The following is a 21,536-nucleotide window of genomic DNA, read 5'->3' on the forward strand; positions in this document are numbered from 1 at the left end:
TAGCTTCCTGCAACACCGTCTGCGCCAAACGTAGTGAAAATCACACTATAGAAGCCAGAAATCTTCCCATTGAAATGCCAATGGGAAGATTTCCACTAAATAAAATTTACACAGAGGTGGATACCGTTTGGCATGCTCAAACGCGAGGCCACTTTCTCCATGCTCATGCGCTTTCGGCGACAGCGACCTGTGCTAGCCTTAAAAAACGGATGCCACACTAAGGCACCCGTTTTTTTACTTACTTATCAACATAGGATGAACGTAACATTTTCTTAATTGCACAGATTGTTGTTTCTTTCCACTTTAGGCGGATGCGTGTACTCCGGAGTATAAGTGCGACATCACGTTTCTGCCTCCTGGCTACGGTGTGTGGAAAGAAGTCCAAATGCCCCATATATCCATATTTGTGACATTTGAGAAAGAAAAATCATGATTTTACACGTGAATGTGCACATAAACGTAGTCAACTGTCACAAATATCGCGATTTGTGACAGTTGCGTGCTGAAAGTGCCCGGTTTGAGGGTTGGATTGTCACATACGTGACCGGCCATCACATGTTTGTGCCAGGCAGTGCGCCTTGGTTACAACTTTTTACCCTTCGGCAAACGTTGTTCTTGTTGCCCGCAACTCTTGCAGTGACGAGCAACAATCGGCAACGAGATGAATTTCAACACGCAATATGCAAGCACTCACCCGCAAAGACCCCTCTCGGTCATCCGATTCAGTGAATTTCTTTAGTTCAACTTATCTAACAGTAAAACGGCAAAGTATTTTCTGGCGTCGGCGTTACCGATTCGCAATGTCTCTCTTTCTCCATCGGCGTTCACGAGGGTGAGTAGTGCGCCACTCAAGTCTTCGCGAACGTCATTGATCTGATACCCTCTTAAAATATAGTCATCAATTTCTTGCTTTTCTTTTACATAATCGTCGTACTCGTTCAAAGGGTTCACCTCGCTTCTTTGAAGGTTTCTACTTCTTCGTCTTGCACGGTCCAGTCTCTTCCAACGGTTAAGCCGAGATAAGTGTCATCATCTGGGTTTTCCAGTTCTGCTTGCGGATAGCGCTTAAACCACCAATATTTGGCGAGAACATAATACACCGTCCCGCCGAGCACGAGACCGATGATAAATGAATAGGACGGGAACAGGAGGGAACCCCCTCCACCTGCAATCCACGCCAATAGTCCAGCGACGTTGATGCCTTTCCAATAATGATATTGTCCGGTTTCTTCATATAAATCTGTCACGTTCACGCGGCGTTTGCGGATGATGTAATAATCGACGACGAGGATGCCGACAATGGCGGCTAAAATGCCACCTACGAAAAGAAGTGCCGGTACAATGATGTCAAACAAGTTCCACGGTTGCACGAGAACGCCAATCGCCCCAGCGATCATGACCCCTACCCAGAATGGCACTTTCGGTCCGCCAACGTTGGAAAAGATGGTGGCAGCGGGAATGACATTGGAAGATGTGTTTGTTGACCATTGGGCAAGGGCGATCATGAGCATGAGTACGCCGAGCAAGATTCCGTTTGTGGTCGTTTCCATTAATGCTTCTACAGGATTGGAATTGAAGACAGCCATGTACGAAACTGCACCAACAATGACCATGAATGTGTGCACGATCGGCATGGCGACGAGACTGCCGATCAGCTGACCGCGATTGCGTTTGAACCAACTCCGCTCGTACTTCGGCGCTTTTATAAATCGTGATATGGATGGCATATCTGCAGCGAGCGTACCCCAAAACCCCATCGTTGCCATCACAACGATAAAGAAGGCACTCACCGCTTCAATCCCTACCGCTGGTGCTTCCACCCACGCCCACACATCACGCCCGGCGGCGGTTGCTTGTGATGAAAGCGCGATGTACATCCAGCCAGAAATGATCACAATTACGGGTGCGGCAAGATTAGCAAAACGCTCGACAGCTTTGATCCCAAATGCTGTATTAAAAAGCTGTAATGCGGCAAATATGAGAAAACAAATGAACCATTGGTCGATGCCAAACAGCATGAACAAAATGGCATTAATTCCGGTGGCACCGAAGAATGTGTTAATCCCAAACCAGCACGAGGCGACGAAACCGCGAAAAATCGAAGGAATGTGCGTACATCGTGCCAAAAGGAGCTCTCATATACACCGGAAATGACAACCCATGCTCAATGCCAATGTCCCCGGTCAGCGTCATGCAAAGGCCAATCCCTAAAGATCCGATAATCGTTGCGATAATGACGAGGTGTAAGGGTAACGTTTGAATGCCGTCTCCACCAATCGCAAATGCAGCGAGAACGACGGCCATACTCACCCAAAGAATGGCAAACCCGACCGTGCTCATTTTTCGTTTTAATTGAGAGATCGGAAACAAATCAGGCGACTTTAAATAGCTGCTTTTAGAACTCATCCCATCTACCTTTCTACTGATATATTCCGAATCTCTCGTTCTATTTTATTTTGATAGCGCTGCTTGTTCTTTCAACGGTTCTCCGTATTTCGCTCGTTTAATAAACTGACCCGCACCGTTCGTGCCGACGAACGTTTGATTGTCGACGATCGTTTTGCCGCGTGACAACACGGTTTTAGGCTGTCCAACGACTTCCATTCCTTCAAAGGCGCTGTAATCGACCGCTAAGTGATGAGTGCTAGCGGACAGTGTTCGCTTCACACTTGGATCAAAGATGACGACGTCTGCATCGGCACCGACAGAAATCGTTCCTTTTTTTGGGTGCATGCCGAACAACTTCGCCGCTCGCGTTGACGTAACGTCAACAAACTGGTTAAGAGATAGCCTGCCTTTGGCGACCCCTTCGGAGTACAAAATACTCATCCGGTCTTCGATGATCGGTCCACCGTTCGGAATCTTCGTGAAGTCTCCTTTGCCTAAGTCTTTTTGTCCTTCGAAATCAAACGAGCATTGGTCACTCCCGATCGTTTGCAGTGATCCGACTTTGAGTGCGTTCCATAACACATCTTGATGTTTTTTCTCTCTAAGAGGCGGGGACCAAACATATTTTGCTCCTTCGAAATCTGGGCCTTTCATCATTTCTTCGTCAAGAACGAGGTATTGTGGGCACGTTTCCCCCCAAATATCTGCCCCAGCCTTGCGCGCTTCCTCAATCTGTTTCACTGCTTGTTCACACGTCACGTGGACGACATACAGTTGCGAATCGGCAAGTGCCGTCAGATGACAAGCTCTACCCGTTGCCTCACCTTCAACCGACGGTGGGCGTGTAAGCGCGTGGTGGATCGGTCGGTTTGTCCATTCGCAAGCGCTTCTTTCGTCAAATAATCAATCACATCACCATTTTCTGCGTGAACCATGACGAGTGCGCCGAGCTCTTTTGCTTTGATCAATGTTTGAAAGAGCGTGGAATCGTCTGCTTGAAAGACATTTTTGTAGGCCATGAACACTTTGAACGACGTGATGCCTTCTTGTTCAATGACTGCCGGCAATTCTTCTAACACGTCATCGGTAATCTCACCGATCATGAGATGAAAACTGTAATCAATGACCGCTTTGTCTTTTGATTTCTCGTGCCACGTCGTGATCGCCTCAGAGAGCGGCTTACCTTTTTTGGTTAAACAAAAATCAACGATTGTCGTCGTTCCCCCGTGCGCGGCGGCAACAGTTCCGGTATCAAAATCATCGCGTGTTACGGTTCCGCCAAAGGGCATATCCAAGTGCGTATGGGGGTCTACCCCGCCTGGAAATACGTAACAGCCCGCGGCGTCAATTACTTCTGCTCCATCCTCATTAAACGCTTTCCCAATTGCAGCAATCTGCTCATCGACGATAAGGATATCTGCTTCATACGTTTCTGCTGCGGTCACAATCGTTCCGTTTCGAATAATCTTCTTCATTTCTACCATTCCTTTCTATGAATTGGCTAAGCTCTTAGCGTTAATGGCATTCTGGCGTGTATTCCATGAGAGTGGCGGCAAGTTATTGTCTTTTTCAATCATGTCGATGGCACCGTCGACTGGGCAAACGATGGAGCAAAGGTTACAGCCGACACATTCTTCTTCACGAACTTGTAAAATCGGTTCACCGTCTTCGCCTTTTAACATGTCAATGCACTGATGTGCGGTATCTTCACACGCGATATGGCACTTATTGCAATTGATACACACGTCGTTATTAATTCTAGCGACTGTCTGATAGTTTAAGTCCATATCTCCCCAATCGGAGTACTTCGGTACAGTCTTGCCAATGATCTCTTGAACCGACCCGATACCTTTTTCATCAAGATAGTTACTTAGGCCATCAATCATATCTTCAACGATACTAAAACCATGGTGCATGGCAGCCGTACACACTTGCACACCAGACGCACCCATGAGCATAAATTCGACTGTATTCTGCCAATCACCAATTCCTCCGATGCCTGATATTGGTACGTTTATGTTCGGGTTTCTCGCGCACTCTGCGACCATGTTAAGGGCGATCGGTTTTACAGCCGGTCCACAATATCCCCCATGAGCGCCTTTTCCGTCTACATTCGGAACGGTATTCCACGTATGAATGTCAACGCCAGCGAGGCTATTGATCGTATTAATCATACTCACCGCATCTGCTCCGCCTTGGACAGCCGATTCTGCAGTGACGGTAATGTCGGTAATATTCGGGGTCAGCTTGACGATGACCGGGGTTTGCGCTACTTCTTTCACCCAGTACGTTTGTTTTTCAACGAGTTCTGGTACTTGACCAGAGGCCGCCCCCATGCCTCTCTCTGCCATGCCGTGTGGGCATCCGAAGTTTAATTCCAAGCCGTCAACACCGACCGCTTCTACTCGCTTGACGATTTCATGCCATTTCTCTTGTTCGGGCTCGACCATGAGTGAAGCAATAATGGCATGGTCCGGGAAGCGGAGCTTCGTTTCTTCAATTTCACGTAGATTCACTTCTAGCGGGCGGTCGGTAATGAGTTCAATGTTGTTAAACCCAGCTACTCGCTGTCCGTTGAATGAAACAGCAGCAAACCGGGACGACGTATTAATGATCGGTTCTCCAAGCGTCTTCCAAACGGCGCCTCCCCATCCTGCTTCAAACGCTCGTTGTACTTGATACCCTGAGTTTGTCGGCGGTGCACTTGCTAGCCAAAAAGGATTCGGTGATTTGATTCCTGCTACATTTGTATACAAATCTGCCATAATACCCCTCCTATGCTGTTGACTCAGCTTGTAATCCAGATAGTTTCTCGTGAACTTGATACGCCGTTTGCTTGCCTTGTTCCGCGGCAGTAACGACCATCGCTTCACCTTGACCTTTACCGAAAATAACGTCGCCACAAGAGAACACATTGTTTACGCTCGTTTCAAAGCGATCGTCATTTAACGTCACGACCCCACCATCATGGTGGATATTAAATTGCTCTAATAGGTCGGTATAACGAGTTTGACCAATCGCTTTAATGACAAAATCAACCTCGAGTGTGAACGTGGAATCCGGTATTGGCATTGGTCTTCTACGCCCATCTGCATCGGCTTCACCTAGCTCCATCTTCTCGCATTCAATGGCGCATACGTTGCCCGCTTCGTCACCGATGAGACGTTTCGGAGCCGTTAACCACCGGAACTCGACCCCATCTTGCTTTGCGAACTCATACTCAAAGTCATAAGCGGTCATTTCCTTCTCGGAACGACGATACAAGATCTTCATATTTTCTGCCCCGAGTCGAACCGCACACGTTGCCCCATCAATCGCTGTATTTCCAGCGCCGATAACGACGCCTTTTTTGCCAGCAAACGCTTGTGACAGTTGCCCACTTTTCGTTTGTTTCACAAACTCAATGGCATCGTGAACACCGTTCAATTCCTCTCCCTCAATCCCAAGCATCGGCACGTCGGACATGCCGACGGAGAGGATAACTGCATCGTGATTTTCTTTGAGTTCTTCTAAGCTAACGTCACGACCGACGCGGGTGTTTGTGCGAATATCGACGCCTACTTGTTTCACTTGATCCACTTCCCAAAACGATACGCGCTTTGGCAGTCGGAATGACACAATGCCATAGGTGTCTAAACCGCCAGCCTCTTCTTCGGCTTCATATATGGTCACGCCATAACCCATGAGCCTAGTTCCCGTGCAACCGATAACCCCGCTGGTCCTCCTCCAATGACGCCTACGCTTTTCCCATTCGGTTTTCCAGATTTGAACAACACTTTCTCATTATGAATCGCCCAATCCGTGGCATAGCGTTGCAGTTTCCCAATCATAATCGGCTGTGTGGAACCATTTAACACACAAGCCCCTTCGCAAAGCTCCTCGGTTGGACAAACACGAGCACAACTAGCGCCAACCGGATTAGCCTCCATAATTTTTCTTGCTGATCCGAGTAAATTATCACTTGCGATCTTCTTAATAAATGATGGGATTTCAATGCCCGTCGGACAAGCTGTAATGCAAGGTGCGTCATAACAGTACAAACAACGACTGGCTTCTTCAAACGCTTCTTGGTGAGAGAGCGGTGGCTCAACTTCATTAAAATTCGCCTGTAATTTCTCCAGCAACATTTCATTCCCTGTACTCATCAAAGATCACCTGCTTTTCTTTCAGAATAAAAGTCTAATGTTCGATTTTCTAACAAAATACTTGAATATTTAGATATTTCTGAGTGGAAGTTCACTCTGCCGCAATCGTCAACACACTGTCCAGAATGACATTCACTCCGCGCTCACAATCTTCCCAAGGCGTAACTTCGTCCTCATCATGACTTTTCCCACCAATGCTAGGCACGAACACCATCGCAGAGGGAATGTAGCTCGCAATAAACTGGGCATCATGTCCAGCTCCACTGACCGTCTTTTTATACGGATAATCAAGCGCTTGACCGATTGCTCAAGCGTATGAACAATTTCAGGATTGAACCATACGGTATCTCGTCCCCAAAGCTTCGTTACACTTACTTCACACGCTTCGTCACTTTCTGATTGCGCAAGACGATTAATTATTTGTTCGACGCTCGCGATCGTTTTTCATCTTGATGGCGGGCTTCTATAGAAAAAACAACACGATTCGGGATTACTGTATGAATATTCGGAACAACATTCATGCGCCCCATCGTATACACCAAATCATCGTCCAACTTCTGTAATTGCTCTCTCGCTTCAACAATTTTATCGGTCGCTGTAAACAGCGCATCTCTTCTCATATTCATCGGGGTCGTCCCAGCGTGGTTCGACTCACCACTCACAACAACTTCATAGCAGACCATACCCACGACACATTCAACGACACCAATTTTTAATTCTTCCCTCTCTAAACTTGGCCCCTGTTCAATGTGCAACTCTAGAAAAGCTTTCGCTTGTTGCAAACGGTGACTCACGTCTCCAGCATAACCAACGTTCTCTAGCGCATCTTCAAACGAAATCCCTTCCGTATCTTTTTTCGCAAACATCGTTTCTTTCTCAAACTTTCCAGAAAGAATGCCTGAACACATCATGGACGGTTCAAATCTAGCACCCTCTTCATTCGTAAAGTTGACAATGACGATGGATGACTCGTGCTGAACACCGTGCTCAACAATCGTTCGAACGACTTCTAAGCCTGCGAGTACGCCGAGCACACCGTCAAAACGACCGCCTTTTTTCACTGAATCTAAATGAGAACCAACAACGACTGGTGGCTTTTCTGGGTCCGTTCCAACAAGTGTCGCGTACATGTTTCCTAAATCATCAACATTCACCGTCATCCCTAACGCTTCACAACACGACCGAAAATAATTGCGGGCTTGTCGGTCTTCCTCTGATAAAGCCAAGCGTGTAACACCATTATTCTCCGTTTTTCCAAACGATGCGAATTCTTCTAGTGATTGTTTTAGTCTGTCACCATTGATTAGCAATTTCTGTTGCTTCAAGCGACACGCCTCCTTACGTTTGAAAACTACATGTTTAGAATTTATTGAATTTTAAATATACCTTCAATTCTACACGCATCCCAAAGCGTGTACATGTTACAAAATGTTTATTTTTGAATCCATTTGTTAGTCAAAGTGTCCATACGATCATCATTAAATCGAAGAATGGAAGCGCCAATGTTCGTTACTACTTGTTTCTACATCCGTTTTCCATTGTCCTCTTCATCTCATTCCTTAAAGAACAAATCCTCGAGAGCGCTCTCGAGGATTTGTTCTATTGGGCAACGATGGCGGTATCTTTGAGTACAGACTGTAATGTCTCGATAATCAAATCACAGTCTTCGTCGGTCATGCTAAGCGGCGGGGCAAGGGTGAGGACATTGTTGTAGTCAGCAACAGTGTCGGCATTTTTGCCGACGATGAGTCCTTTCGCTTTGCAAGCCGCAATGATTCCACCGACCATTTCTTTACTTGCAGGCGTTTTCGCCTGCTTGTCTTTGACGAGCTCGATGCCGATGAGCAGTCCTTGCTGGCGGATATGACCAATGTGGGGCTCGGCGGTGAGTGCTCGATGCTTTGTCTTATCCGGTTGCCGAGTTCATTCGCACGGGCGACGAGATTTTCTTTTTCCATAATTTCTAAGTTTTTCAGTGCGAGTTTACACGCGGCGGGGTTGCCGCCAAACGTGTTCACTTGCCGGAAATGATCGCTTTCGTCTGTGGTTTTAAAGACGTCATAATATTTTTGTTTCACCGCTGTTGCAGCGAGTGGCAAATACCGCTCGTAATGCCTTTTGCCATCGTTACAATGTCAGGTTCGATGCCGTAATTTTGATAGCCAAAGTTCTCACCTGTGCGACCAAATCCACAGATCACTTCATCATTGATAAGGAGAACGCCATACTTGTTGCAAATTCGCTCCACTTCTTTTACATAGGCAGGGTGTGGAATTAAGATGCCACCGCCTGTAATGATTGGCTCCATAATGACACCGGCAACCGTTTCGGGGCGCTCCCACACAATTGTCTCCTCCATCATTCGGGCACAAGCGAGACTCCATTCTTCAAAGGACTGTCCATCAGGCGCCCGGTATTCATCAGGGGCGTGGACATGAATGAATCCAGGGAGCAGCGGCTCATAGCGAAACTTCCGTTGTGCCTGACCGGTCGCAGAGAGCGCGCCGAGGGTATTGCCATGATACGCTCGGTAGCGGGAAATGAACTTGTACCGACCGGGTTCTCCATTTTGATAATGATATTGTCTAGCGATTTTGAAAGCTGTCTCATTCGCTTCCGAGCCACTGTTGGAGAAGAACATTCGATAATCGCCTTTTAACCATTCGTTTAGCTTTTCGGCAAGTTCGATGGCAGGCACATGACTGTTGGACAACGGGTGAAAAGGCATTTGCCGAAGTTGCTCGGCGGCAACGTCGACGAGCTCATCACGACCGTATCCGGCATTGACGCACCAAAGACCTGACATACCGTCTAAGTAGTCATTTCCTTCAACGTCGGTAATCCAAGCTCCTTTTGCCCGCTCAATGACCATCGGGTTTTGATCATTTTGGTACGGTTTCATATGATGCCAAACATACCTTTTGTCCTTTTCATACAACTCTTTTTGCTTTGTTTGGTCAGCCATATCGCTCATCCTCTCAAAAGTTTAATCGAACCAGCGACTCGTCAGCATTTTCTTCCGTGTAAAAAATTCTACGCCGTCTCGTCCGTTTGCATGCAAATCACCATAAAATGAATTTTTCCAACCCGAAAACGGGAAAAATGCCATCGGTGCGGGAACGTTGACGTTAACGCCGAGCATACCGACTTCAATGTCTTCGCGGTATTGTCTGACCGCTGAGCCGCTCGCCGTATAGAGTACCGAACCGTTTCCAAAATCAGATTGATTCGTCAGTTCAATGGCTTCTGTCAAATCTTTCACGCGAATGACACAAAGTACAGGGGCAAAGATTTCTTCTTTCCAAATCGTCATCTCTGTCGTGACGTGGTCAAAAATGGTCGCCCCAAGATAATACCCACTCGTGCTAGCTTCAACATCTTTTCTCCCGTCTCGAACGAGCGTCGCATTTTGCTCTTCACCAAGCTCGATATAGTTGTGCACTTTATCAAGTTGGCTTTTGCGAATAACGGGGCCTAAGTCAACCCCATCATCGATCCCGTTACCTATTGTTAATTTGTCCGCCGCTGCTTTCAATTGAGCTAAAAACTCATCGGCCACGCCATCTTGTACGAGACAGACAGATGTGGCCATACAACGTTGGCCTGCACTTCCGAATGCACCGTTCATCACACCTTCTACCGTTTTCTCTAAGTTGGCATCATTTAAGATGATGGAATGGTTTTTGGCGCCACCGAGTGCTTGCACGCGTTTGCCGTTTTTCGCGGCAGTTTCATACACATACTCCGCAACGGGCTGGGACCCGACGAAGGAAATTGCTTTTACGTCTTTGTGTTCGAGTAAGCCGTTTACCACGTCTTTGGCTCCATGAACGATGTTAAATACGCCTTCTGGCACGCCTGCTTCTGAAAGAAGTTCAGCGAGTCGCTGCGCGAGCAGTGGCGTCCGCTCTGAAGGTTTGAGGACGAACGTATTTCCACAAACAATCGCAAGCGGGAACATCCAGCACGGCACCATCATCGGGAAGTTAAACGGCGTAATGCCGCCGATGACTCCTACGGGGTAACGATACATACCCGACTCAATGCCATTTGCGATATCAGGGAGGATTTCGCCTTTCATAAGTTCGGGAGCACCCGAAGCAAATTCAACGTTCTCAATCCCTCGTTGTACTTCGCCATAGGCGTCTTTGTATGTTTTTCCGTTTTCTTTCGTGAGCAGTCGCGCAAGTTCCTCGTGGTGTTCAACGAGTAACTCATGGTACGTATACATGTATCTCGCCCGCACCGGTACTGGTACTTTTCGCCAAGTTTCATACGCTTTTTTGGCCGCTCCTACTGCTTTGTCTACGTCTTCTTTTGTTGAATACGGAGTGTGCGCAATGATTGACCCGTCTGAGGGGTTGAATACATCTTCACCTTCTCGACTTGAATCTGTCCATTGTCCACCGATGTAATTTTTTAGCATTGTCGTCATCATTGTCCCTCCATGTTCTTCGACCATACGTATTGTGTATACAGCCGATGCATTGTAGACAATATATCAAATTTTCTGCATAATATAAGGTGACAAACTGTCCAATCTTTCCTCGATTTTGACTGACATCATGAACATGGAGGCATATGACACATGCTCACAATTGAAGAAATTTTACAACGACCAACGTTTGAAAATGCTCAAGTGGTCAATGAACACGCCAACCTCCAGCAAACGGTTCGCTGGGTCCATGTGCTAGAGATCCTCAATTTCGACACGTTGCTTCATGGCAATGAAATGATTTTAAGTACGGCTGTCGCCTTAAAAGAACAAGGATTGGAATATGTTAACAAGCTCATCGAACACGGTGCCGCTTGTCTTTGTATTGAATTGAGTGCCCACTATCCTTCGGTCCCCGAAGAGATTATTGAAGCAGCGAATGTCCACCACTTTCCGATTATCGTTTTTACACAAGTTGTTCGATTTGTCGACATTACCGAAGATTTGCATGGGGAAATTTTAAATGAACAGCATCGTCAGCTCGCAGAATTGGACCAGCTTTCTAATGAATTTCACCAATTTACGCTACACGTTCACGGCAACGTAAAGATTCTAAAAAAACTTCAAGAGGTTACGGGAAAAGATTTGATTTTCCTGCCAAAAGATACACAAGCTTACTTTTTACCTTCTCTCCTTAAAGACGAACAAAACCGAATTCAAAAAACATTTGAAGAGATGCCTGAGGCTCCAGGCACATGGTACGACGAAGAAAGGAACGCATCGTACTTAATTAAGCCGATTGAAACGATGGAACAAGCGTGGGGTCTGCTTCTCATAAAAAACTGTACACCTCTTCGTTCGTTTGACTTGCTCGCACTTGAACGGGCAACCAATGTTCTTGCACAAAATCTGCTCCGTTTTTTTCATTCCGAGGAAAACCGGCTTCTGAATGAACAATCTTGGGTTCATGAACTGCTTAACCAAAAGCTCACGAGTGAACGGGAAGCAAGAACACACTTGCATAAAGTGTGTCGGGACCAAGAAGAACTGCAATTCCGGTTATGCATCGTTAAAATGATCGATGATAATACGTCGCTAGAAAATCGGCAAACGAAGCAATTTCAGACCGTACGGTCTCTACGTTACTTGTTTCAAAAGCATCGATTTGAATCAGTCATTACGACGAGCAGCAGCCATTCATACATTGTTCTTGCTTTTAATCTCGAATCCAACGACGAGGAAAAAGAGCGCTTTCAAAAAATCATTCATACGAGCGAATCCCAACTGCCGATTCGAATCTTTGCCAGTCAAACGTATTCGAAACTTCAACATGCGGCGTGCGCATACCAAGAAGCCGATGACGTTGTAAACATCACCGCTACAGACGAGCAAACATCCATTCATTTTTATGAAGATACCGGCATTTATCAGTTGCTCATTAAATTGGAAGATGATACGTTAGAAAAATTTGTTCGTACGTATTTGGCCCCAGTATTGAAATATGATGAAGACAAAAACAGCGAACTACTCCATACGCTAAACATCTACTTAGAGCAAAATTGCTCCAAGCAACAAACCGCAACGAAATTGCATATTGCCCGGCAAACGTTATACCACCGGTTGCACACCATCGAGGAGCTTCTCGGTCTGCCCATCACCGATACCCCGCTACTACGACTCGCCACCGAAGTGGCGATCAGTGCGTACAAGTTGAATGGCGTTTCTCGTAATAAAGTGCAGTAACGGGAGGGTGGCGATGGCCGCACAGTTTTTGGATTTTTTTAGGAGATCGGTGATCTAGATCGCGGTCTTAATGATCTAGATCGTTTTCCATAGACCACCGAGCCTTTTCGCTTACGCTTGCTTCACAGGAATCCAAATTTCTGTATGCGCCGCTGTACTACGGACCATTTCTGGAGCTTTGGCGAGCTCAAACGTTGAGGTTGGAAACCAGTCTGTATATACGCGGGACCACGTGTCTAAGAGCGATTCGGGCATCGGTCCTTCCGCGTGAAACACCGCCCATGTGTTTGCAGGAATGTGAATTTCTGCTAAGTTGTCAGGTGTTTTGTGAGTGGTGGCACTGCCAATATAATAGTCTACATCCCCATCTTCTTTTGTGACTGACAGATGAATTGGTCCTTCGAACGGGGTATTATCGTACGAGCGGACACGCTCTTCCACTTCTTCTAATCGCCCCCAAAGCTGAGGGTCGAACGTTTCATCTTTCATTTCAACGGTTTCTTTCTCTCCGACAACACGAAATGCATCTTTCTCCACCAATCGGTAATTCATTTCTTCCACTCCCTTTATTTTAATGTCGAAACTTAATTTGGAGTACGCCTTGATCGGTTTCTCCGTCGTTTTCATTTCTCGAGGCGTGATGCCATGCATAGCGTGAAAAGCTCTTGTAAACGCATCTGGCGAATCGTACCCATACCTAATCGCTACATCTAACACCTTTACGTCATCCGCTCGTAATGCAAATGCTGCGAGTGTCAAACGTCTTCTGCGCACATACTCAGAGAACGTCACTCCAGTCACGAGCGAGAACATTCGTTTGAAATGATGCGGTGAGCTGTACGCTTTCTTTGCCGCTTCTTCAATATTAATTTGACCGTCCAAATTGTCTTCAATATAGTCAATTGCACGATTGAATTGGTTTAACACATCCACATTCGATCACCTCCTTAATATCTAGCTTAGCAAAACACCCGATTGCCCATCCGTCTTTCTGTGCGTTCGTGTGCATGATTCCTTTTTTACGCCTATCTATTTCAATTTATATCTAATTAGATTATAATCGAATTAGATTGGAGGTTAGTATGCAATTTGATCGAATTGTACATTTTCATAAAACGATGGGAGACAAAACGCGGGTACGAATTATTAGCTTGTTGAAACGCGGGCCGCTACACGGCGGGGCAATAGCTGGCAAGCTTGGCCTCAAACCCCCGACCATCTCCCATCACTTGGCAAAGCTGAAAGAAATCGATATCATCCATCAACAACGGCATAAAAATACGATCTATTTCTCGTTAAATGAGAAGAATTTAGACCGAATGGCACGGGCAATTACTGAGATTGGAGGAGACGGAATGTTTGATATTACAGAAGCTGAAAAGACACAAGTACTCAACAACTTCCTTGATTCAGCAGGGAAACTTAAATCTTTCCCCGCGCAACGCAAGAAGAAGTTAATTGTTCTTGAATATATGCTTCGTGGATTAGAGCACGGAAAGGTTTACCCTGAAAAAGTCATCAATGAACACATCCTGCACTTTTACGATGATTTTGCTACCGTCAGAAGAGAATGGATTATGACACACTTTATGTACCGTAAAGACAATCTATATGAACTGAATCCACCGGAAATGTGGCCGGTATAATCACTGGAGGTAATGATGAAAATCGAATTAACACGATACCCGGTAAAACCCGGGAAATCACAGACGGTTCGAGAATGGATGGACTTTCTCAACCAGAACATGGAAGCTGTGACCGAAACACTCGTTGGTGAAAAGATGTATGTGGAGACGATTTTTAGCGAAACTGTCGGGGAAACGGAATACTTGTATTGGTATTCCGTGCAAGGGGAAGGTGGGACCGCTGTTGAAGAATCTGACCATTGGATTGACCATGCTCACCTTCGGTTTTGGGAGGAATGCATCGATGACTCCGAACCTCCTGTTGACCTCATTCAAGAAGTCGTCATGATTCCTGAACCGGTTCGTGCTAGTATGAAAGAATAGACGACATGGAGGGGTGCATGTGAAACTTCCACTATCTGAAGAAGAAAAAAGCCAGCTTCGAAAAGCTAAACGACGCATCGCTGACGTGAATTCGATCCCTACAGCAGAGCTCACAGACTTGTTACACATTTCAAAAGAACGGGCGAAAGAGCTAAAAGCGCTCTCGCAATTTCAACAAATTCCATCCATTGGTTATCAGCTAGCAGAGAAACTTGTGTATCAATTACGTATCTATTCGCTGCAAGAGATGAAAACCGCTAACCCCGCATTTTTACTGAATGAACTAGAACTTCGCTTAGGGGTATGGACAGACCCGTGTGTGGAAGATCAGATTCGCTGTGTTGTTCATCGCGCTAACTACCCGAACAGCGAGAAACAGTGGCACCATTTTACGAGTATAAGAAAACAGTATCGAACCGAACATGGCTATCCTGCGAATCGGCCGCAAACCGCCTGGTATGAGTCGATCGGCAGAAAGGATGAACGATGACGATTACACGCATCAAAAAAGAAGAAGTACTTCACTTGCAAACGATGAGCATTGAAACATTCACCGATACATTTGCTGAGCAAAATTCTGAAGAAAACTTACATGCTTATCTTGAAACTGCGTATCAACTCGAAAAGCTGAAAGCGGAACTCGATCATCCAGCGTCTGAATTTTATTTTTTGTTTGTCGGTGATGAGCGCGCAGGCTATTTGAAAATTAACCAAAACGATGCACAAACCGAAGATATGGGGGATGATGCGTTAGAAATCGAACGCATTTATATCCATCAAGCATTTCAAAACCGAGGGTTAGGCAACAGACTGTTCAAAAAGGCGCTGGAACGTGCATCTGATTTGGACAAACAATTTATCTGGCTCGGTGTTTGGGAAGAAAACTACAACGCGATTCAGTTTTATGAAAAGAAAGGCTTCACCCACGTCTCAGCGCACCCGTTCTATATGGGTGACGAAGAACAAATCGACTTAATTATGAAAAAAGCGATCTCCACGTAAACCTCAGTTCCAAAGAAAACCATCCCCGAGTAGACTTACTCTAGGATGGTTTTCGTGTTCCGTTCTTTTTGTTCACGATGCGCTTGATGTTTCGTGCCCCACTCATGCATCGCATGGAGAATCGGTTCCAGCGTTCTTCCGTACTCTGTGATCGAGTACTCTACTTTCGGCGGTACTTGTGCATACACTTTCCTCACGACAATATCTTCCTCTTCCAACTCCCGAAGCTGCTTCGTGAGCATTTTCTGGGTAATGCCTGGCATATGGCTTTTTAGCTCACTAAAACGCTGCGTGCCCGCTTGCAGTAGATGAAGAAGAATGATTGGCTTCCATTTGCCTACAATAATATTAAGCGCGTCTTCGACACGGCATAAGTCGGGTTCAAATTTCATCGTCGTCCTCCAATGGTATCTTTTTAGATACTATAGATCATTAAAGTGCGTACTTCCAAAAGCTGCTTCTTTCACACATACTAACATTAGAACGAACAGGAAGAAAGGTTGATTCGTCATGATGAATGACTATCGTCTCAATCCAAACGGATTGGAATTTGGATTATATACACTCGGCGACCATTTGCCACATCCCGAAAGTGGAGAACGCATCTCAACTAAACAACGCATTCAAGAAATCATTGAAGTCGCTCAGCTCGCTGAAGAGGCAGGCATTGATTTTGTTTCTGTTGGTGAAAGTCACCAAGAATTTTTCGCAACACAAGCCCATAGCGTCGTGCTTTCAGCAATCGCACAGGCGACGGAAAAAATAAAGATTGCGAGCAGTTCAACGATTATTAGTACGCTCGATCCCGTACGTGTATATGAAGATTTCGCGACCATTGATTTGATTTCGGGAGGAAGGACCGAACTGATTGCCGGCAGAGCTTCACGAATTGGCTCTACGATTTGCTCGGGTATGACCTGAATGATTATGAAGAATTATACGAAGAGAAGTTCGCGTTACTTCGCCAAATTAATGAGCAAGAAACGGTGAATTGGAGCGGGAAATTCCGTCCATCTTTGGAAAACGCGCAAGTCCTTCCTCGCGCCTATCAAGACCGGCTACCAATTTGGCGTGCTGTAGGTGGTTCGCCTGCGAGCGCCATTAAAGCGGGTTATGCTGGTGTGCCAATTTTCCTTGCTCATTTAGGCGGTGCCGCTTCCCAATTCAAGCAAACGATCGATGCTTATCGCCAGGCTGCCAGTGAGAATGGTCATGATCCGAGCACGCTTGCAGTGTCTACTGCAGGCTTCTTCTATACTGCAGAAACGACGAGTGAAGCCCAACGAGAATACTACCTCACATTAATGAAGGGATGAAGAGAACAAACGGACGTGGCTTCCCTAAACAAGCCTTCGCGCAAAGTGGTGACCTTCGAAGTGTCATCAACGTCGGCAGCCCCCAACAAGTGATTGAAAAGATTCTCTACCAGCACGAGATGTTTGGGAACCAACGGTTTATTGGACAGATGGATTTCGGCGGTGTTCCTCTCGATAAGCTCAAAAAAAATATTGAGTTAATCGGCACTGAGATCTTGCCAGCGATTCGCAAGTATACAAAACAACAACCGGGAGGCACATCATGAAAGTCGTAGGTATATCTGGCTCAAGAATCGGTTCCAAAACACGAACAGCTATGGCGGAGACGATGCGCGTACTCGAAGAAAGCTACCCTAATGCAGAGGCGACAACAATTGACCTCGCCAGCGTAGATCTCGCCTGGAGTGATGGACGTCATTTCCTCGATTACGAAGGCGATACGCAGCACGTCACTCGGGCGATCATGGATGCCGATGTCTTGATTATTGGAACGCCTATCTTTCAAGCATCCATTCCTGGTTCATTGAAAAATGTCTTTGACCTTCTACCTGAACGGGCATTAGAAAACAAAACCGTCAGCATCGTTGTCACCGCCGGTTCCCCAAAGCATTACCTTATTGCCGAACAACAACTCCGGCCAATACTGACGTATATGAAAGCGAATGTGTCGCAGAACTTCGTTTTCATTGAAGAGAAAGATTTTCATCAAAAAGAGATTGTTAACGACGATGTTCATTTTCGCTTACAGAACCTCGTCGAAGATACGATGCTCCTCGCCGAAACGTATCAAGAAATGCTTCAGAAAAAAGACGATTTGTACGATTTCTAGCGCCGCACGGCTCGGATTATACCGATTGGAGGTTGAATACCGTTTTTTGGTAGCCTAACGCCGATAAAGGCGCATTTTCGGTATTTCATTTCCAGTTACTGGTACCCAACTACCGATAAATGCACGAATCCGGGCTTAATTACCATATTATTCCATTCCGCTACCGATAAACGCAAATTTTCGGTACTCCACTACCATTTTCTGGTAGCCTAACGCCGATACACTCAGCGGTTCGGTAGTATAAAACATGAAAAGAGGCCACCTTACAACCGAAGGTGGCCTCTTTTCATTACACATTTAGCTTCCCACGAAAGCCGCGCGCCCCGTAGTATGACTCAGCACCGTTATGATAGATAAACACATGCCCGTACCGATAATCTGCGAAGAGTGCCCCGCCCCGTTCTCGAATATCTGCAGGGGTATGAATCCAGCTGGATGTTTTTGTGTCCACCACTTCAACTTGTTGCAACGCCCGGTATTCTTCCTCAGTAAGAATGGTAATCCCAATTTCAGCGGCGGCATCGATCGCATTGTGTTTCGGCGGAAACTTCTTTCGTGACTCGAGAGCCTGTTTGTCATAACAGGCGCTTCTTCTGCCTTTTGGACTTTCTTTAGAGCAATCGACGAACGTGTACGTGTCTGACGTTTCGTCGTAGCCGATCACATCAGGCTCACCTCCTGTATCTTCCATGGTCCGGAGCGCCAAAAGGTGCTTCGGGTCACGTGTGATTCTTTCTCGAACCACTTCCCATTCCATCCCTTCATGTCGGTGCATGTTTGCGTCGAACCGTTCAGCTAACAGGCTCACCATCTCTTCTTGATTGTTATCAGTCATCTGTTCTCTCCTTGTTAACCATTCGTTTTTTTACGTCATCTACGATCATTTCTTTGATTTGACTCTCTGTTCTTACTCCCGGCTCCAAATATAAATTAAGAGCTAGCCCGTTAATAAACGCGTACAATTTTTCTTGTTCGAATGCAACGTTCAAATCAGGATGTAGTATTCCTTGGTTGTCGAGAAATACAATCACGTCTTTTACTGCCGTTTGCAAATGACCGTACTGAACATCCAGCTCTGAACTTGAGCGAGCATGGGACACGAAGGCAAACCAAACTTCCATTTCTAACATCTTGGCATCATTCGTCGGGAGTAATTCTGTCAAATATTCAACCACTTTCTCAAGCGGCGCTAATCCTTTTTGATCCAACGATTGTAACCGCTCGGTCACACGTTCAATAACTAAGTCCATCGCAAACATCATTAAATCCGTATGCTTTGGGAAATAGTGTCTGAGTGCCCCTTGCGACAACCCTGCTCGAGATGCGATGTTTCTTGTCGTCGCCTGCGATATCCCACGTTCACGAATGACTTCCCACGTCGTTTCAGCAATTTGTTTTCTTCTTTGGTCATGATCAACTATTTTTGGCATACAGCAAGTATATCATTTTCATTCAGTTGAGTTAAATCATTGCACACTAATTCATTTCATGGTATTTTTATTTTAACTCAATTGAATTATAAAAAGAGGTGATCCTCATTTCTGATTTACTCATTACTTTTCAATGGGAAATCTTCATCGCAATCGAAATATTCGGATTGCTCTCATTGATTGCATTTGCTGTTGTCCGCTATATCATAAGAAAACCTTCATTCAGCGTCTTCTTTCTAATTGGGTTTATTTTGCTGACATTTCTTGAAGCGTGGCTCGCTTGGTATGTATTTAGCCAAACAGGTGAAATTTCCGCCTTTCAAATTATCGTGACGCTATTCGTTTTGTACGCCATCACCTTTGGTTATCATGATTTCAAGCGCCTGGACCGGTGGATGCGAAAGCGAATTGACGCACCAAACCTGTTAACAAAAAAAGACTACGAAGAGATGGAAAAGCATAAGGATCCCCGTTTTCAAGCAAAACATTACACATTCACTTGGCTCCTGCACCTCACCGTATTCATTGTCGCTCAAGTGTCGTTTCTCGTTTTGAGTGGTGTACAGGTGAACGAGTTGTTCACACTAGACGTTGACTGGTTCGGTAGCGAAAGTTACGAGCTACCCCCTATGCGAACGAAACATTCTACTCCGTCGCCATGATTTGGGGCATCTTTTTCATCGTTGATACGATCATTTCCGCAACGTATATTTTTCAGAAGAAAGGTTGATTTCCATGTATCGTGTATTCCAACTGTTGCTGATCGTAGGCTCATACTCACTGGCTTTAGACTCGTAGAACAAATTGACAGCTTGCCAGACATTCCCGGTGGTCACTGGTTTGACACGTTGTCCGTACCATCCATCATCCTATTAATTATAGGAATTCTCGGTACGTCTATTGTTAAAAAGCCATAAAACCACAACTAACTGAATGACTTGTTCAAAAACTGAATCGCACGATGTAGATCAACATCTGTATGGATATGGTCGGGTGTCCAAGGGATATGGATATCGGGCACAATCCCTACACCCGTCATCCCTTTTCCTTCATCAATCCGCTTCAACCTCGATGTCGCATACATGAGCGCAAATCCATCACCGACGTCTTCGGTCACAATATTTGCGTAATCATTCAAACCGAGCGTCGCACGCCCCATCACCGTCACTTTGCTAGACTTTTTGCACACTTCAACAAATGAATCACCAGAACTGCCACACATGACGTCTGTTAAAAGAACAATGTGTTCCGGTCCATCGCTACGTCCTCGGATAAATGTGTTTGGAATAACCTGTTGATGATCGAAATCAACAAAACCTGCTCCGCGGTGTCGCTCCCATTCACGAATCACGAACGTCAATACGTCGATAGTTCCCGGATCTTCAACAGATTCCAATTGCTCGTGTAAAAAATGAACCATTCGATCGGTGTTGTTCTCTGTACAAAAGTACTCACTCATCTCCGATTCGTCGTACAGCTCAACGCCTTCAATTGGCATTACATAGTCTAATAATGGATGAAAACTAGCATCTGATCCCCCGTGGTTCACACGTACATCAAAAATCCATTTCTTCTTTGAAAGCGACTCTCTTTCTCTCTTAAGTAAGTCATGAACATCATTAGGGTTTGCGAAGTCGGTTAAAGTGATTAACGCGATGTCTTGATCGAGTGACTGGACAGTGTGAACTGCGACAGGAGGCTCTGACGGATAATTCGTTAATTCAATCGTTCGCTCCGCTCCTTGTTGATCGATGAATGTTCCAGACTGTACATACGGGAGCACTTTTGACCAGTCTTCACGCTCTGCCTTTTCATTGCGAAGCAGGCGACTGTATGTTTGTTTTACTATGTGGACCGGCGTATCGTCTAACCGAATGAACCGATCCCCTTTGACGACCCTTTGTTCTCGACCCACATGCGTAACATATAACTCATCCTTGAATCGTCGAAGTTGAAAACCTCGATCTTTTTGACCGACAGCCTTCTGTTTGCGATCGACGAAAAAAAGATGTGGATCTTCAAAGTCAAGTAAATAATCTTTTACAACATTCGTGAACTGCTCTCTAGATAATGGTTGATTATTGAGTTCCTTCCTATATCGCTCTGGATCATCCCAACCCCGCTTATCCGTACTACCTGCATAATCAGCACGCATCGTTTCAACGACTTTAGAAAATACTTGTTTCATACGTAGGCCCCCTCTTCTGACCTATTTCGACAACGTACTGCTCACCTCCTT

At 45.7% G+C, this 21,536-nt stretch carries 15 protein-coding genes and 6 pseudogenes; 8 read left to right on the forward strand and 13 right to left on the reverse strand.

Annotated features, from left to right (window positions below):
• Positions 1–735: 735 nt before the first annotated feature.
• From JCM19037_RS10370 to JCM19037_RS10405, 8 genes and pseudogenes are all read right to left on the reverse strand, one after another.
• Positions 736–942, reverse strand: a complete 207-nt coding sequence (locus tag JCM19037_RS10370) for a hypothetical protein (protein WP_042400723.1) — start codon at positions 940–942, stop codon at positions 736–738.
• Between the two features lie 5 nt (positions 943–947).
• A pseudogene (locus JCM19037_RS10375) lies at positions 948–2,406 on the reverse strand (NCS1 family transporter).
• 45 nt (positions 2,407–2,451) lie between these two features.
• Positions 2,452–3,863: pseudogene (gene hydA / locus JCM19037_RS10380) on the reverse strand (dihydropyrimidinase).
• A 15-nt stretch (positions 3,864–3,878) separates the two neighbouring features.
• Positions 3,879–5,153: an NAD-dependent dihydropyrimidine dehydrogenase subunit PreA gene (preA, locus tag JCM19037_RS10385; protein ID WP_042400726.1), complete on the reverse strand. Its 1,275-nt coding sequence runs from the start codon at positions 5,151–5,153 to the stop codon at positions 3,879–3,881.
• A 10-nt stretch (positions 5,154–5,163) separates the two neighbouring features.
• Positions 5,164–6,515: pseudogene (locus JCM19037_RS10390) on the reverse strand (NAD(P)-dependent oxidoreductase).
• Between the two features lie 109 nt (positions 6,516–6,624).
• Positions 6,625–7,858, reverse strand: a pseudogene (locus JCM19037_RS10395) (Zn-dependent hydrolase).
• A gap of 274 nt (positions 7,859–8,132) precedes the next feature.
• Positions 8,133–9,498, reverse strand: a pseudogene (locus JCM19037_RS10400) (aspartate aminotransferase family protein).
• A 21-nt stretch (positions 9,499–9,519) separates the two neighbouring features.
• The gene (locus tag JCM19037_RS10405) at positions 9,520–10,968 is read right to left on the reverse strand and encodes a CoA-acylating methylmalonate-semialdehyde dehydrogenase (protein ID WP_152549031.1); all 1,449 of its coding nucleotides are present in this window, start codon (positions 10,966–10,968) and stop codon (positions 9,520–9,522) included.
• Between the two features lie 153 nt (positions 10,969–11,121).
• On the opposite strand from JCM19037_RS10405, the gene JCM19037_RS10410 reads away from it, so the two are divergent.
• Positions 11,122–12,711 carry a PucR family transcriptional regulator gene (locus tag JCM19037_RS10410; RefSeq protein ID WP_042400731.1) on the forward strand — a complete coding sequence of 530 codons (1,590 nt, stop codon included), beginning with the start codon at positions 11,122–11,124 and terminating at the stop codon, positions 12,709–12,711.
• A 111-nt stretch (positions 12,712–12,822) separates the two neighbouring features.
• On the opposite strand, the gene JCM19037_RS10415 is transcribed toward JCM19037_RS10410, so the two are convergent.
• Positions 12,823–13,644 carry an AraC family transcriptional regulator gene (locus JCM19037_RS10415; RefSeq protein WP_042400733.1) on the reverse strand — a complete coding sequence of 274 codons (822 nt, stop codon included), beginning with the start codon at positions 13,642–13,644 and terminating at the stop codon, positions 12,823–12,825.
• Positions 13,645–13,793: 149 nt separating this feature from the next.
• Here JCM19037_RS10415 and JCM19037_RS10420 point away from each other — a divergent pair, with 149 nt between their 5' ends.
• From JCM19037_RS10420 to JCM19037_RS10435, 4 genes are read left to right on the forward strand one after another with little or no spacing between them, the layout of a single operon-like run.
• On the forward strand, positions 13,794–14,357 hold the full coding sequence (locus tag JCM19037_RS10420; protein WP_042400738.1) for a metalloregulator ArsR/SmtB family transcription factor: 564 nt from the start codon (positions 13,794–13,796) through the stop codon (positions 14,355–14,357).
• Between the two features lie 15 nt (positions 14,358–14,372).
• On the forward strand, positions 14,373–14,720 hold the full coding sequence (locus tag JCM19037_RS10425; RefSeq protein WP_042400740.1) for a DUF6176 family protein: 348 nt from the start codon (positions 14,373–14,375) through the stop codon (positions 14,718–14,720).
• Positions 14,721–14,739: 19 nt separating this feature from the next.
• A complete protein-coding gene (locus JCM19037_RS10430) occupies positions 14,740–15,210 on the forward strand; it encodes a helix-hairpin-helix domain-containing protein (protein ID WP_238544663.1) in 471 nt (156 codons plus the stop codon).
• Positions 15,207–15,722 (forward strand): GNAT family N-acetyltransferase, encoded by a 516-nt coding sequence (locus JCM19037_RS10435; protein ID WP_042400745.1) that lies wholly within the window; start codon positions 15,207–15,209, stop codon positions 15,720–15,722. The genes JCM19037_RS10430 and JCM19037_RS10435 overlap by 4 nt, the downstream gene beginning before the upstream one ends.
• 35 nt (positions 15,723–15,757) lie before the next feature.
• Here the strand turns inward: JCM19037_RS10435 and JCM19037_RS10440 are convergent, their stop codons facing one another.
• On the reverse strand, positions 15,758–16,114 hold the full coding sequence (locus JCM19037_RS10440) for a helix-turn-helix domain-containing protein (RefSeq protein WP_042400747.1): 357 nt from the start codon (positions 16,112–16,114) through the stop codon (positions 15,758–15,760).
• A 121-nt stretch (positions 16,115–16,235) separates the two neighbouring features.
• Here JCM19037_RS10440 and JCM19037_RS10445 point away from each other — a divergent pair.
• Both JCM19037_RS10445 and JCM19037_RS10450 read left to right on the forward strand, forming a co-directional pair.
• Positions 16,236–17,304 (forward strand): annotated as a pseudogene (locus JCM19037_RS10445) (LLM class flavin-dependent oxidoreductase).
• Positions 17,301–17,867, forward strand: coding sequence for an NADPH-dependent FMN reductase (locus JCM19037_RS10450; RefSeq protein WP_042400750.1), 567 nt, complete (start codon positions 17,301–17,303; stop codon positions 17,865–17,867). Before JCM19037_RS10445 ends, JCM19037_RS10450 begins: the two are co-directional and overlap by 4 nt.
• 289 nt (positions 17,868–18,156) lie before the next feature.
• Here the strand turns inward: JCM19037_RS10450 and JCM19037_RS10455 are convergent, their stop codons facing one another.
• Together JCM19037_RS10455 and JCM19037_RS10460 are read right to left on the reverse strand one after the other, a co-directional pair.
• Positions 18,157–18,702, reverse strand: a complete 546-nt coding sequence (locus JCM19037_RS10455) for a DUF4256 domain-containing protein (protein ID WP_042400754.1) — start codon at positions 18,700–18,702, stop codon at positions 18,157–18,159.
• Positions 18,695–19,297: a TetR/AcrR family transcriptional regulator gene (locus tag JCM19037_RS10460; RefSeq protein ID WP_042400757.1), complete on the reverse strand. Its 603-nt coding sequence runs from the start codon at positions 19,295–19,297 to the stop codon at positions 18,695–18,697. Before JCM19037_RS10460 ends, JCM19037_RS10455 begins: the two co-directional genes overlap by 8 nt.
• Before the next feature lie 176 nt (positions 19,298–19,473).
• Here JCM19037_RS10460 and JCM19037_RS10465 point away from each other — a divergent pair, with 176 nt between their 5' ends.
• Positions 19,474–19,959, forward strand: a complete 486-nt coding sequence (locus tag JCM19037_RS10465; RefSeq protein WP_152549029.1) for a hypothetical protein — start codon at positions 19,474–19,476, stop codon at positions 19,957–19,959.
• A gap of 263 nt (positions 19,960–20,222) precedes the next feature.
• On the opposite strand, the gene JCM19037_RS10470 is transcribed toward JCM19037_RS10465, so the two are convergent.
• The gene (locus JCM19037_RS10470; protein WP_042400759.1) at positions 20,223–21,485 is read right to left on the reverse strand and encodes a S41 family peptidase; all 1,263 of its coding nucleotides are present in this window, start codon (positions 21,483–21,485) and stop codon (positions 20,223–20,225) included.
• Positions 21,486–21,536: the final 51 nt, after the last annotated feature.

The sequence above is a fragment of the Geomicrobium sp. JCM 19037 genome (assembly GCF_000698105.1).
In the GTDB taxonomy this organism is placed as follows: domain Bacteria; phylum Bacillota; class Bacilli; order Bacillales; family Marinococcaceae; genus Geomicrobium_A.

Coding starts and splice junctions, on each gene's coding strand:
- JCM19037_RS10455 (WP_042400754.1), bottom strand. CDS start 18,702: ATGACTGATAACAATCAAGAAGAGATGGTGAGCCTGTTAGCTGAACGG.
- JCM19037_RS10435 (WP_042400745.1), top strand. CDS start 15,207: ATGACGATTACACGCATCAAAAAAGAAGAAGTACTTCACTTGCAAACG.
- JCM19037_RS10410 (WP_042400731.1), top strand. CDS start 11,122: ATGCTCACAATTGAAGAAATTTTACAACGACCAACGTTTGAAAATGCT.
- JCM19037_RS10405 (WP_152549031.1), bottom strand. CDS start 10,968: ATGACGACAATGCTAAAAAATTACATCGGTGGACAATGGACAGATTCA.
- JCM19037_RS10425 (WP_042400740.1), top strand. CDS start 14,373: ATGAAAATCGAATTAACACGATACCCGGTAAAACCCGGGAAATCACAG.
- preA (WP_042400726.1), bottom strand. CDS start 5,153: ATGGCAGATTTGTATACAAATGTAGCAGGAATCAAATCACCGAATCCT.
- JCM19037_RS10440 (WP_042400747.1), bottom strand. CDS start 16,114: ATGAAATTTGAACCCGACTTATGCCGTGTCGAAGACGCGCTTAATATT.
- JCM19037_RS10470 (WP_042400759.1), bottom strand. CDS start 21,485: ATGAAACAAGTATTTTCTAAAGTCGTTGAAACGATGCGTGCTGATTAT.
- JCM19037_RS10450 (WP_042400750.1), top strand. CDS start 17,301: ATGAAAGTCGTAGGTATATCTGGCTCAAGAATCGGTTCCAAAACACGA.
- JCM19037_RS10420 (WP_042400738.1), top strand. CDS start 13,794: ATGCAATTTGATCGAATTGTACATTTTCATAAAACGATGGGAGACAAA.
- JCM19037_RS10460 (WP_042400757.1), bottom strand. CDS start 19,297: ATGCCAAAAATAGTTGATCATGACCAAAGAAGAAAACAAATTGCTGAA.